The organism is Mesorhizobium sp. M0060 (assembly GCF_040323155.1).
GTDB lineage: Bacteria > Pseudomonadota > Alphaproteobacteria > Rhizobiales > Rhizobiaceae > Mesorhizobium.
In genome coordinates this window covers 204,948-217,868 of the sequence record NZ_JAMYUP010000003.1, presented here as the reverse complement: position 1 = coordinate 217,868, position 12,921 = coordinate 204,948, and the positions used below count along the sequence as shown (strand labels likewise).

The 12,921-nt window shown below is 63.0% G+C and carries 12 protein-coding genes and 1 pseudogene; 5 read left to right on the top strand and 8 right to left on the bottom strand.

Going from position 1 to position 12,921, the window contains the following annotated elements:
* Positions 1–558 carry a GNAT family N-acetyltransferase gene (locus NKJ94_RS05080; protein WP_352523328.1) on the bottom strand — a complete coding sequence of 186 codons (558 nt, stop codon included), beginning with the start codon at positions 556–558 and terminating at the stop codon, positions 1–3.
* 60 nt (positions 559–618) lie between these two features.
* Entirely contained in the window at positions 619–1,068 is a 450-nt protein-coding gene (locus NKJ94_RS05075) for a GatB/YqeY domain-containing protein (RefSeq protein ID WP_292658734.1), read from the bottom strand.
* A gap of 262 nt (positions 1,069–1,330) precedes the next feature.
* On the opposite strand from NKJ94_RS05075, the gene carA reads away from it, so the two are divergent.
* On the top strand, positions 1,331–2,536 hold the full coding sequence (carA, locus tag NKJ94_RS05070) for a glutamine-hydrolyzing carbamoyl-phosphate synthase small subunit (protein ID WP_352523327.1): 1,206 nt from the start codon (positions 1,331–1,333) through the stop codon (positions 2,534–2,536).
* Positions 2,537–2,615: 79 nt separating this feature from the next.
* On the opposite strand, the pseudogene NKJ94_RS05065 reads toward carA, so the two are convergent.
* Positions 2,616–3,894 (bottom strand): annotated as a pseudogene (locus tag NKJ94_RS05065) (TCR/Tet family MFS transporter).
* A gap of 151 nt (positions 3,895–4,045) precedes the next feature.
* A complete protein-coding gene (ypfJ, locus tag NKJ94_RS05060) occupies positions 4,046–4,969 on the bottom strand; it encodes a KPN_02809 family neutral zinc metallopeptidase (protein WP_352523326.1) in 924 nt (307 codons plus the stop codon).
* Positions 4,970–5,197: 228 nt separating this feature from the next.
* On the opposite strand from ypfJ, the gene NKJ94_RS05055 reads away from it, so the two are divergent.
* Positions 5,198–7,225 carry a hypothetical protein gene (locus NKJ94_RS05055; protein ID WP_352523325.1) on the top strand — a complete coding sequence of 676 codons (2,028 nt, stop codon included), beginning with the start codon at positions 5,198–5,200 and terminating at the stop codon, positions 7,223–7,225.
* 54 nt (positions 7,226–7,279) lie between these two features.
* On the opposite strand, the gene NKJ94_RS05050 is transcribed toward NKJ94_RS05055, so the two are convergent.
* Together NKJ94_RS05050 and mntR are read right to left on the bottom strand one after the other, a co-directional pair.
* The gene (locus NKJ94_RS05050) at positions 7,280–7,468 is read right to left on the bottom strand and encodes a hypothetical protein (RefSeq protein ID WP_352523323.1); all 189 of its coding nucleotides are present in this window, start codon (positions 7,466–7,468) and stop codon (positions 7,280–7,282) included.
* Positions 7,469–7,572: 104 nt separating this feature from the next.
* A complete protein-coding gene (mntR, locus tag NKJ94_RS05045) occupies positions 7,573–8,028 on the bottom strand; it encodes a manganese-binding transcriptional regulator MntR (protein ID WP_352523321.1) in 456 nt (151 codons plus the stop codon).
* Positions 8,029–8,264: 236 nt separating this feature from the next.
* Between mntR and NKJ94_RS05040 the strand changes: the two genes are divergently transcribed.
* Positions 8,265–9,632, top strand: coding sequence for an Nramp family divalent metal transporter (locus NKJ94_RS05040; protein WP_352523319.1), 1,368 nt, complete (start codon positions 8,265–8,267; stop codon positions 9,630–9,632).
* Between the two features lie 146 nt (positions 9,633–9,778).
* Positions 9,779–10,432, top strand: coding sequence for a dihydrofolate reductase family protein (locus NKJ94_RS05035; protein WP_352523317.1), 654 nt, complete (start codon positions 9,779–9,781; stop codon positions 10,430–10,432).
* Between the two features lie 55 nt (positions 10,433–10,487).
* Here NKJ94_RS05035 and NKJ94_RS05030 read toward each other — a convergent pair whose 3' ends face one another.
* Positions 10,488–11,357 (bottom strand): LysR family transcriptional regulator, encoded by an 870-nt coding sequence (locus NKJ94_RS05030; RefSeq protein ID WP_352523404.1) that lies wholly within the window; start codon positions 11,355–11,357, stop codon positions 10,488–10,490.
* Between the two features lie 92 nt (positions 11,358–11,449).
* Here NKJ94_RS05030 and NKJ94_RS05025 point away from each other — a divergent pair, with 92 nt between their 5' ends.
* Positions 11,450–12,049 carry a LysE family translocator gene (locus NKJ94_RS05025; RefSeq protein WP_352523315.1) on the top strand — a complete coding sequence of 200 codons (600 nt, stop codon included), beginning with the start codon at positions 11,450–11,452 and terminating at the stop codon, positions 12,047–12,049.
* A 15-nt stretch (positions 12,050–12,064) separates the two neighbouring features.
* Here the strand turns inward: NKJ94_RS05025 and NKJ94_RS05020 are convergent, their stop codons facing one another.
* On the bottom strand, positions 12,065–12,856 hold the full coding sequence (locus tag NKJ94_RS05020) for an SDR family NAD(P)-dependent oxidoreductase (protein WP_352523313.1): 792 nt from the start codon (positions 12,854–12,856) through the stop codon (positions 12,065–12,067).
* Positions 12,857–12,921: the final 65 nt, after the last annotated feature.

Here is a 12,921-nt window from a genome sequence, read left to right as displayed (position 1 = left end):
CTACAGATCGATCCTGTAGCGCAGGCTTTCGGCGCCGCCATAGGCGGCGTCCTCGAAGAAACGCCCGACAAGCCGGCCACCATTGCCCAGAACAACCTTCTGCGAGGGCACATTGTGCGGCTTGCAGGTGATCTCGACGAAGGGCAGGCCAACCGCCCTCGCCTCGCCCAACATCAGCCGCAGCGCCTCGGTCGCATAGCCGCGTCCCCGTCTCCACGGCACCACCGCGTAGCCGATGTGGCCGAGCACGTGCGGCGGCAAAGCCGCGGTGCCGGGCTGCCAGCGCAAGCCGATCGAGCCTGCGACTTCCCCGTTCCATATCCAGCGCCGGAATCCAGGCAGCCGCGGCATTTTCGTGCCGTCCGGCAAAGCGATCGGCGGCCCTTTGGCGCCGGGATCATCGAGATCGGCAAGAAAAGCCGTCGGATCCCTTTCGATAGCCGCAAGCTGCTCGCGTGTAGCCTCACGCAGCCGCACATTGTCCGGCGACCAGCCGCGCTCGAGGGCCGCCTTGTAGGACGGCAGGTGTTCAAACGCCGGTTTGACGAGTTCGATCATGATGCACGAGCGATTGGCTGCCGCCAGATTTGCGGGCAGGACAGCAAGGCCTTCCGCAGCCTACTGAAGCAGGCTCTTGACGATGCCGCTCGCCTTGGAGAAATCCATCTGGCCGGCGTATTTTTCCTTGAGCGCCGCCATCACCTTGCCCATGTCCTTGACACCGCTGGCGCCGGTCTCGGCGATGGCGGAACGGACGGCGCTTTCCGTCTCGGCCTGGCCCAGTTGCGTCGGCAAAAAATCGCGAATGATGGCCATCTCGTCGCGCTCCTGCGCTGCAAGCTCCGGCCGCTTGCCGTCGTCGAACGCCTTGGCCGATTCCTCGCGCTGCTTCACCATCTTGGCCAGGATCTGCAGGATTTCGTCATCGCTGGCCGGCTCCTTGCCGGCGCCGCGATTGGCGATGTCGCGATCATGAATGGCCGCCTGGATCAGCCGCAATGTCGGCAGCCGGCGCTTGTCCTGCGACTTCATCGCGCTCTTCAGGGATTCGGCGATTTTGCCTCGCATGGTGCTTTCTCCTTCGAATGCGGCGGACAATAGCCGTGCCGAAAGCCCAAGGCAAACTCGATAGCGTCCGGCAAACCGCTGATATTGTTCCACGAAATAAATCCAGACTCGTACGGCGCGGCATCATTGACCGCCTTGGCGCCTTCCCCTATGTACTGGGCCTTGCATGAACTGAATTTTTGTTGCGCGCCGAGGCTGTGAGATTGCCGCTTCGCGCCTTTTGTTGCGCCGATTGAGGGGCGCAGCCTTTAGGAGTGCCGCCATGGCAACGATGACCGCCCCTTGGGCCACCGAGAAGCCGACCGCCCTGCTGGTGCTGGCCGACGGCACCGTCATCGAGGGCCGCGGTCTGGGCGCCACCGGCTCCTCCGTCGCTGAGGTCTGCTTCAACACTGCGCTTACGGGCTATCAGGAGATCCTTACCGACCCCTCCTATGCCGGCCAGATCGTCACCTTCACCTTCCCGCATATCGGCAATATCGGCACCAATGACGAGGATATCGAGGACCTCAACCCGCTGGCCCGCGCCGGTGCCGTCGGTGCCGTCTTCAAGGCCGATGTCACCAACTCGTCGAATTATCGCGCCGCAACCGGCCTCGACCAATGGCTGAAAAAACGCGGCATCGTCGCACTTTCGGGCATCGATACCCGCGCGCTGACCGCGCTGATCCGCGAAAAGGGCATGCCCAACGCCGTCATCGCGCACGCCCCCGACGGTATCTTCGACGTCGACGATCTCCAGCGCCGCGCCGCCGCATGGTCGGGCCTTATCGGGCTTGACCTGGCCAAGGAGGTCACCTCCGGCCAATCCTCGGTCTGGCGCGAGACGCCCTGGATTTGGAACGAGGGCTTTGGCGAACAGGCCGATCCATCGATGCACGTCGTTGCCATCGATTACGGCGTCAAGCGCAACATATTGCGCCTGCTTGCCGGCCTCGGCGCCAAGGTCACCGTGGTGCCGGCCAAGACCGGCGCCGAGGAAATCCTGGCGATGCGGCCGGACGGCATTTTTCTGTCCAACGGCCCCGGCGATCCGGAAGCCACCGGCGACTACGCCGTTCCGATCATCCAGGATCTGTTGAAGACCGATATCCCGCTGTTCGGCATCTGCCTCGGCCACCAGATGCTGGCGCTGGCGCTGGGCGGCAAGACCGCAAAAATGCATCAGGGCCATCACGGCGCCAACCATCCAGTCAAGGACCACACCACCGGCAAGGTCGAAATCGTCTCTATGAATCACGGCTTTGCCGTCGATGCCGACTCATTGCCGAGCGGCGTCGAGGAAACCCATGTCTCGCTATTCGACGGCTCGAATTGCGGCATCGCGCTCACCGGAAAGCCGGTCTTCTCGGTCCAGCATCATCCGGAAGCCTCGCCCGGCCCGCAGGATTCGCACTATCTGTTCCGCCGCTTCGTCAACCTGATCCGCGAAAAGCGTGGCGAGCCGGCACTGGCCGAGCGCTGCTAGAACATTGTGTCAAAACGCATTCGGCTGACGATGCCGGCGAGGCAGAACGCCACGTTTCATTTTCCGGTCCTAGCGCAGATCAAGCCTCGTCCGTCACCGCTTCCACCGCTTCCTGCGCATGCATGCGTTTGACTTCCTTCGGCGTCGGCTTGGCCACTTTTGTGACGAACGCGATGAGCGCCAGTGTCAGGAAAATCGCGCCAAGCAGATAGGGAGCCCCGCCGAAAACCACCGGCGCGTCCGAACCGGTGAACCAGGAAAAGATCGCCGTATAAAGCAGCGGGGTGATGATCGACGTGATCGAGAAGATCGAGGTCATCGCGCCCTGGAGTTCGCCCTGCGCTGAAGGCGGCACCTTGGCGGCCGCCAAGCTTCTGAGCGGCGGGTCGGCCAACGCCTCGAGACATCCGACAACGATCACTGCATAGATCATCCAGCCTTGCGACGCGAACGCATAGCCGAAGGCGCTGAGTGCCGTAAATGCCAGACCGATCACCGCCGTCCTCCACTCGCCGAGCTTGGGGATCACGCGCGGCAGGACCGTCGCCATGACGATAGCCCCGCACAGGCCGAAGGCGCCGAGCGAGAAGCCGATCTGCTGTTCGCTCCAGCCATAGCGGTAATTGGAGACGAACGACCAGACCGCGGGATACATCATGTGTCCAAGCGTCATCAGAAAGAAGACAAGCCCGATCCAGCCGATGCCTTCGTAGTTGCGCATCTGGATGAGCGTGCCGACCGGGTTCGCGCGTTTCCACTCGAAGCGGCGACGATGCTTGCTATCAAGCGTTTCCGGCAACAGAAACAGCGCGATCAAAAAGTTTACGAAAGCAAGCCCGGCGGCGAAATAGAACGGAACGCGCGGCCCGAACGTGCCGAGCAACCCGCCCAGAACCGGACCGATAACGAAGCCGACGCCGAAAGCGATGCCGAGCAGGCCGAAATTCTTCGCACGGTTTTCGTCGGTCGAGATGTCGGCAATGAACGCCGACGTCGTGGAATAGCTGGCGCCGGAAACGCCGGCCAGCACGCGGCCGATGAACAGCATCGGATAGGACCAGGCGATGGCGCAGATCAGAGGTGTCGATAGCGAACGTCAGCACCGAGGCGAGCAGAATCGGCCGCCGCCCGAACCGGTCGCTCAACCCGCCCATCACCGGTGCGAAAACGAACTGCATCGCCGCATAGACGAAGAACAGCCAGCCGCCCTCGATAGCCGCCTCACTGATGCCGACGCCGGTCAATTCCCTGAGATAGGCCGGCAGCACCGGCATAATGATGCCGAAGCCGATGATGTCGAGCAGCAGGGTGGTGAAAACAAGCGCAAGGCCCCGCCTGGCGGTTTTGGGATCGATCATGATGGTATCTCCTCGAGCCGCCCGGGCGAAGGCGGAGGCACCTTATAGGCGAGCACATCGCTTGGAACAATGAGGGAACGAGCAGGATGTTTCCATCCTGACATCCCCTGACTGCAATCCAGTCTCTCAGATTAGCAAGAAAACCGCCGCTTCATATCGGGTTGTTGAACGTATCGCAGTCCGAAAGCTTGCCGTTCTGGAAGCCGCGCGCCAGCCAGGTCTGCCGCTGCTGTGACGTGCCATGGTTGAAGCTTTCCGGCACAACGTAACCCTGCATCTTCTTCTGCAGCGTGTCGTCGCCGATCTGCTTGGCGGCGTTCAGTGCCTCAGCCATATCGCCCTGTTCCAGGATGCCCTTCTGACCGGTGAAATGTGCCCAGATGCCGGCAAAGCAATCGGCCTGGAGCTCGACCTGCACCGACATGTGGTTGGCGTCGGCTTCGCCCATGTTCTGCCGCATCTGGTTGAATTTGGGCAGGATGCCGACGAGGTTCTGCACGTGGTGGCCGACCTCATGCGCGATCACATAGGCCTGTGCGAAGTCGCCCGAGGCGCCGAACTGCTGGTCGAGCTGCTGGAAGAAGGTGGTGTCGAGATAGACCTTGCGGTCGCTGGGACAGTAGAACGGCCCGGCCGCCGACGTGGCAGAGCCGCAAGCAGAGCCGATCCGTCCGCTGAACAGGACCAGTTTTGGATCCTGATAGGTCAGGCCCTCGGACTGAAAAATACCGGTCCAGGTGTCCTCGGTCTCGGCCAGCACAGTCGACACGAACTGCTTCATGTCGTCGGAGGCCGGCGCACCGGTGCCGCCGCCTTGCGCACCGCTATTGTCGGTGATCTGGCCGCCGCCGCCCGGCACCAAGCTGCCGTCGCCACCACCCAGGATCTGCGACGGATCGAAGCCGAAGTACCATCCGGCGAGGACAACCAGAACTATGATAAAGATGCTCGAACCACCGCCGGCGCGGCCGCCGATCGGGATGCGGAACTGGCCGGGGCTGCCGCCGCCAACCCCGCCGCTCTGGCCGCGCTCGTCCTCGACATTGTCACTTTGACGACGGCCCTTCCAGAGCATGGCAATCCCCCGTGATGCACGTTTCCAGTCAACCCGCCGATGTCCTGGCCGGTTCCGACCCAGCAAACAATTATCCCAATGGCTACGCCAAGTCACAGTATTTTTCGCGTGAACAAGCAATGCTTGCTGGCGCCCCGTCTACTCTGGCCGAGACGTCGCAAGGTCTGTAGCATCCGTCCTGCTTGTGGAAGCGAGGGGCGCTTGCGGACGATCGCACGATTTCTGTTCTTGTTTACGGCATTATTGTGCCTAGGCCGCGGGCCGGCTGGCGCCGTTACCCTCGATTCCAGTGTCGCCATCACCGATCCCGAGACCTTGCAGGCGCTCGAGCGCGGCGGCCTATCGATCAGCCGTCTGCTTGGGCCAGCGCTCGGACTGACACGCGACGTCGACAATCGCGGGCTGTTTTCGGTGCGCGCGCTGACCCCGGTGCGCAACGCCGTCAAACAGCAGATCGTCGACGAGCCGAAAAACAGCCCCGACCCTTATGTCGCCGCTCTGGAGAAGTCGAAAGACAGCAGCCAGAAATTCAATCCGAACTACGTTGACGACGACGGCTCGACACTGGACCTGACCGGCGTCGTCAACCGCATGGATCGTGGCTATCTCGGCCACACCGAGTGCGGCGAGATCAGGCTGGTCTACCGCTTCCACTATTCGGTCGAGGAGAAGCCTGGGCAACGCATTTCGTCGCGCCTGCCGCTGACCATGAGCCTGGTCTTCAACGCCATGCCGACTTCGGTGGAGACTCGCGCCTCGAAGGACCGTCCGCGCTCGGCCAACGGTTCCTGCGCGGACGTGGCGAAGCGCTGGCTTGCCGCCGGGCAGAAGAACCTCGAGCCGGATCAACTGGCGGCGTGGCTGCGCTCGGACGAAGGCCCGCTCTCCAACGCCATGCTGAATTCATCGCAGATCATGCGGCTCGAGCTCAACATGCAGGTCGTGCGCCTGTCGGCTTCGAGCCGGCGCGACTTCGGCGGCCACGCCGAATATCTGTTGAAGATCTTCAAATGGGATCCTGCCGAAGCCATCTTCCAGGAAGCGAAGATGGAGAACCAGATCGACCGCCAACTGGTGCTGGCCGACAGCCAGGCGTTTGCAAAATGGCTGCTCACCGACCGCAATATCTATGACCTCGACCGCGGCCGCCTGGTGATCGACGAGAAATTCCTCGCGACCAGCGCCGTTTCGGTAGCGCCCGGCGGCATGGGCCGGTCGCAAAACAATCTGGCCTATGGGCTGCTCGACGAAGACGCCATCGACAAGGCGCTCAGGGACTATGTCGCCAGGGGCAACACGCTTCGCACCGTCAAATCGGTGGCGGGCTTCAATCTGCGCCTCAACGAGATGACCTGCACCGGCTGTCACCAGACGCACGGCATCGCCGGCTTCCATTACACCGGCGCCGACCCGGCCAGCGAACCGCGCCGCAACGCGGTGTTCGTGCCGGGCTCGGCGGTGTTTTTCGCCGACCTGCCGCGCCGCCGTGCCATCGTCGAGGCGTTCGCCGCCGGCGCGCACCCGGATTTCAGCCGCGGCTTTGCCGCCCGTCCGGAGGCAAAATACGCCGAAGCGCTTAGGGGTACCGATCTCTACAATGGCTGGGGCTCGATCTGCTATCGCGGCACCGACGCCAGTTTTGTGGACTGGACCTGCGGCAAAGGCCTGCGTTGCGCCGGGGTCCACGAAACCGTCATCCATCCGGGCTTCGGCACCTGCGTCAGCGAGGCCGGCACCGCGGTCGGCGATCCGGTGGAGTTCGGCGAGATCAAGATGTCGAAATGGGGCAACGACCAATATTGCCGTCTGTCACCGGCAACCGCGAAGGCCTGCGCCATCGACCCGGCCAGGGATAGAAAACCGCCGATAAAGCTGGCCGGCTACGGCGCGGCGCGCCAGCGCTACGACAATCCCGAGCAGAAGACCGGCGGCTTTCCTGGCGGCATGCTGCGCAAGGCGAACTGCGAGAAGCTGCCCGACGAGGCAAGCTGCGGCCGCCTCGCCAAGACTGGCTTCAACGACTGCATAGCCTCCGGCAAGGATCACAAATTCTGCACCAGGGAATTCACCAAGACCGCTGGCCTGCGTGCTTGCGACAAGGCCCATCCCTGCCGCGAGGATTATATCTGCACCGCCGGTTATGACGATGTGCCGGAAGCAAAGCCCGGCAAGGGAACTTGCATCCCGCCCTATTTCATCTTCCAGTTCCGCGTCGATGGCCATCCGCGCAACTGGCTGCAGGATACACAGGAGTAAGCTGCGACGAGGACAGCCTGCCGGCGCCTTCTAACCCTGGGGCGCGGATTACCCTCAAATCTTCTGCTTGGCGCCGGCGCTCTTGCCGTCGGAGCTTTTCGAGCGCTCTTCGAAGCGCGCCGCACCTTTTTTCAGCGGATGGCCGGTTTCCGCTTCGGTCCTCCGTTCGTCCTTCGCCGCCGCCTGCTTCAATCCACTGGCTGCTTGCTTGCCCTTCGCGGTCGGTGCCTGTTCGACGCCCATGATATCCTCCTCGGTCTCGCGACAATCGCGCGGCATGACTCAAACGCGTCGTGCGGTGCGGCGGTTCCGCTGTCGGCATAGGGAGGCGTTGGCGAAGGAGGGAGCTAGCGGGCGGCGATTATCGCCTTGCGAAAGGCTTCGAGCGTCTCGGCGCTGACATGATGTTCGATGCCTTCGGCGTCGATGCGCGCCGTCTCGGCGCTAACGCCCAGCGAGCGCAGGAACGCCTCCACCGTCTGGTGGCGAATACGGCTCTCTTCCGCGACCTTGCGGCCGGCATCGGTCAGGAACACGCCGCGATAGGGCTTTCTGGAAACCAGCCCGTCGGCGCACAGCCGCGTCAGCATTTTCGCCACCGTCGGCTGGGCGACGCCGAGCCGCGCCGCGATATCGACCTGGCGCGCTTCGTTGCCGTCCTCGATCAAGTCGGCGATGAGCTCGACATAGTCCTCGACCAGCGCGCTGCGGCGCGCCTCACGCGTTTGCCGGAACCCTTTCGAGTGGATTTCGGCGTCAGGCAGCGGCTTTTCGCGAGGAACCGGTCTTTTCTTCAGCGCCAATACGCGCTCCTCCCGGCAGTTTGAATCGACATTGCAGTCATAACACGGAACCCTGTTCGTTCTGGCCGTTTATTTCCATTCAGTGGCCGGCGCAACCGGCGTTCACTGCCGTTCCGGTCGCACCGTCAAGCGGCCACACGAAAAAGCACGGACAATGAAATATAGCATATTGCATAATGTTCAGCCGTGGCATAGATAAGGAGAGAACATCGATCGCTCCAGTAGAAAGCCGTTTCATGTCGGAAGCCGAAGCCACCTCAGCCCCCCGATCCATGTGGCGATTTGCCCGCCCGGAGGAGGACGAGCAGCCCAGCCTTCGCGAAGTCAACGCCACGATCGCGGTGCCGCACTCGGGGATTTGGTTTCGCCGGCTGTTCGCCTTCGTGGGGCCTGGCTACATGGTTTCGGTCGGCTACATGGATCCGGGCAATTGGGCGACCGACCTCGCCGGCGGTGCCCAGTTCGGTTACACGCTGCTGTTCATCATTATGTTGTCGAACCTGATGGCGATTCTGCTGCAGGCGCTCGCCGCCCGGCTCGGCATCGCCACCGGCCGTGACCTTGCGCAGGCGTGCCGCGCCTATTACCCGCGGCCGGTCAATTTCATGCTGTGGGTCGCGTGCGAACTGGCCATCATCGCCTGCGACCTGGCCGAGGTCATCGGCACGGCGATCGCCTTGCAACTGCTGTTCGGCATTCCGCTGATCGGCGGCGCCATCATCACCGCGCTCGATGCCTTCCTGCTGCTATTGCTGATGAACAAGGGCTTCCGTTTCCTCGAGGCCTTCATCATAGCGCTTTTGATTATCATCTTCGGCTGCTTCGCCATCCAGATCTTTGCCGCCGCGCCGCCGGTGGGCTCGATCCTGCATGCGATGTTCGTGCCGTCGTCCGAGATCGTCACCAATCCGGCCATGCTTTACATCGCCATTGGCATCATCGGCGCCACGGTGATGCCGCACAATCTCTATCTGCACTCCTCGATCGTGCAGACCCGCGCCTATGAGCGCACCGATCGCGGCAAGCGCGACGCCATCAAATGGGCCACGACCGACTCGACCATCGCGCTGATACTGGCGCTGTTCGTCAATGCCTCCATCCTGATCGTGTCGGCGGTGGCGTTCCACGGCACCGGTCATGATGACGTGGCCGAGATCGGCCAGGCCTTCGAGCTTCTGTCGCCGCTGCTCGGCCTCGGCATCGCTTCCATCCTGTTTGCCGTAGCGCTGCTTGCCTCCGGCCTGAACTCGACCGTGACGGCGACGCTCGCTGGCCAGATCGTGATGGAAGGCTTCTTGCGGCTGCGCATCCCGCAATGGGCGCGCCGCCTGCTGACGCGCGGCATCGCCATCGTTCCGGTGGTGGTCGTCACCGCACTTTATGGCGAGAAGGGCACCGGCCAGTTGCTCGTCTTCAGCCAGGTGATCCTGTCGATGCAGCTTCCCTTCGCGGTCGTCCCGCTGGTGCAGTTCGTCTCGGACAAGCGCAAGATGGGCAATTTCGCCATTTCCCGCGCCGTCGCGGTGCTGGCCTGGGTGGTCGCCGGGCTCATCCTGGTGCTCAACTTCAAGCTGCTCTACGATACGGTCGTCGGTCTGGGCTGATAGCGTTTCTCTGCTCCAAACAGACCCGGCAATCGGCAGTCATCCGGCCCTTGCCGTAGAAGTGCCGCCGGTCGTGTCGGGCAGGCGCCCGCGTCCTTGGGCCGAAGTCCGGCCATGACGGCACGGATCAGGGAAAGGGAGCTCCAATGAGGAAGATCATCGCCGCAACATTCGTCAGCCTCGACGGCGTCATGCAAGCGCCCGGCGGGCCGGAAGAGGACCCGGTCGGCGGCTTCAAATTCGGCGGCTGGACGTTCCACTACTGGGACGATGTGATGGGCGCCGCCATGGGCGAGACGTTTTCAAAACCGTTCGCGCTGCTTCTGGGCCGCAAGACCTACGACATCTTCGCCGCCCATTGGCCTTATCAGAAGAACGACCCGATCGCCGACAGTTTCAACGCCGTCACTAAATATGTGGCGACGCACAGGCCCGACACACTGTCCTGGCAAAACAGCCAGCCACTCGGCGGCGACGTCGTGGCGACATTGCGCCGGATGAAGGAGGAGGACGGCCCGGACCTGCTCATCCAGGGATCGAGCGAGCTGATCCAGACCTTGCTCGCCAATGACCTGATCGACGAGATCAGCCTGCTGATTTTCCCGCTGGTGCTGGGCAAGGGCAAAAAACTGTTCGGCAGCGGCACAATACCCGCCGCCTTCAAGCTGACCCGTTCGCAGGCATCGACCACCGGTGTCATCATGGCGAGCTATGAACGCTCCGGTGAGATCAAGACCGGGTCCTTTGCCACGGAAGAGCCTTCCGACGCCGAGATGGAGAGGCGCAAGAACTGGAAATAGACGCTGTGGAGGCGATCAAGGACGGCTGAACACCGGCCGTCCTTTTTGCTGTTTTCTAAGCCGCCTGTTGCCGCCGTGCCAACCCAGCGCGGATATGGGCGGCAAACGCCAGTGCTGCCGGCCCGATACCATGCTTGGGCAAGTGCAGATTGATCGAAAAATTCGGCAGCGACGGCAGCTCCGGATCGTTGGCCAAAACATCGAGATCGGCAGGTACTGTCGAGGCCAACCAGGTGGTGATGGCAAGGTCCGAGCGCACCGTCGCCGTCGTCGCGTCGATGCTGCCGTTTTCGAACACGGTGCGCCATTCCAGCCCGCGCTCGTTGAGCGCCTCCAGGACCACCGGGCGGAACGCGCAGGTCTCGGCAACCATCGATACCGGCAAAGGGCGCTTGCTGCGGGCGCCGCCGCCTTTAGCGCCGACCCAGACCAGCCGGTCCAAAACAAGGCATTCGCCGATCGACCGACCGACCGGCTCCTCGATCACCGCAAGCTCTATCGTGCCGGCCGCCAAGGCCGCAGCCAGCTCCGGCGACGAGGCGCAGACAAGCGAGATCTCGACCTGCGGATAGGTCTCGGCATAGACCTTGAGCACCGGCGCAAGCAAGGTGCCGACAAGGTCGTACGGCGCGCCAAGCCGCACCTGACCGGCAACCGCGTGGCCCGCCATCTCCGCCAAGATCTCGTCATTGAGGGAAAGCAGGCGCTTGCCCTTGCCGAACAATTGCTCGCCGGAGCGGGTCAGCCGCAGTCCGCGCCGGTCGCGCTCGAACAGGCTGCAGCCGAGAACCTCTTCCAAGCGCTTGATCTGCTGGCTGACGGCGCCTTGCGTCAAATGCAGTGCGTTGGCCGCCGCCGTCATGCTTGCCTTGTCGGCAACGGTGACGAAGGTTCGAACCAAGGCAGTATCGAGGTTGCGGAGCATCACGCCATTATATTTGCTAATGCAGATCATAGCAAACATTGCATTTACTGATGAGTCCAAAAGCCTATCGTGCTGGCTTCAAAGGAAGCAGCATGCTTGAAACCGTCCTTCCCCTCGTCCTGTTCGCGCTGGTCTCAACCTCCACGCCCGGCATGGCCACCACATTGTCGACGGCGTCCGGCGCGCAATTCGGCTTTCGCCGCTCTATCCCGCTGATGGCCGGAAGTGCAGCCGGCCTGGCCACCGTGGCTGCGGCAGGTGCTGCCGGGCTCGCCGGCCTGCTGGCCGCCGCCCCTTCCCTGCAACTGGCAATGAAAATAGCCGGATCGCTCTATCTGGTTTGGCTTGCCCTCACGATCGGCCGCAGCGGCCCGCCCAATCCGGACGTGGCCATGGCAAAGCCGAACAGCTTTTTCGGCGGCGCCGGTCTGCAATGGATGAACCCCAAGGGCTGGGCCATGGGATTGGGAGCGGCTGCATCTTTTGCCGCGCTCGCCAACGGGCCACTGCAGCTCGCCTTGCTGCTCGGCACGGTCTTCGGGCTTGCAGCGGCTCTATCGCTGGCGGCGTGGTGCGTAGCCGGCACGCTGCTCGCCCGGTTGCTGAAAACCGAGCGGCAGTGGCGTATGCTCAATATCATGCTTGGCCTGTTTCTCGCCGCCTCGATCATTCCGATGTGGCGGACGGCGTGAGACCAGCGTTAGTATTCAGGCAGCGTAACGCGCCGCCGGCTTGCCGGCCAGCAGGCTGCCGAAGAAGCCTTGCCGCGCACCAAGATAGGTTTCCAATCCAGCCGGATCGGAGAGGCCGGGCGCGGTGACGGTTTCGCCCTTGGCCAGGCCGGCAAGCGCTGCATCGACCAGATCGTCGGCCGTCATGACGATCTCTTGCGGCATGTTGGCAATATCGCTTCCGGCAACTTCCCAGAACTCGGTCCGGGTGGCCCCCGGCAGCACGACCTGTACAGCTACCTTGCTATCGGCGACTTCCCGCTGCAAGGCCTCGGTGAAGTTGACGACATAGGCTTTGGTGCCGCTGTAGATGCCGCCGAACGAGGTATCGAAGGCCAGCACCGAGGCGATGTTGACGATGGTGCCGCGGTTGCGGGACAGCAGTCCCGGCAGCACCGCGCGCGTCAACCGAGTCAGCGCCACGACATTGACCTTGATCATGCGCTCGGCCACATCGGCGTCGGCCGTTGCCACCACCTGCGCGCCGCCAAGGCCGGCATTGTTGACCAGCAGCGTCACGCTGTCGTCGGTTGATATCGCCTGCTCGACCCGTCGCAGATCGGCGTCGTCGGCCAGGTCGGCGCTGATGACACCGACCTTGCGGCCATACGCATAGCGGAGCGTCTCCGCCAATTCCTCCAGCCGGTCGGCGCGCCGCGCCACCAGCACCAGATCATAACCTTGGCCGGCGAGCCGGTCCGCATAGACTGCGCCGATGCCGGAGGAGGCGCCGGTGACGACCGCCGTGCCTTTGTCCTGTTTGCTCATTGTCTTGTTCCTTCTGGTTCGATTCCAAATGCCAGTGCCGCAGGGCAACGCCCTTGCTTCGACTG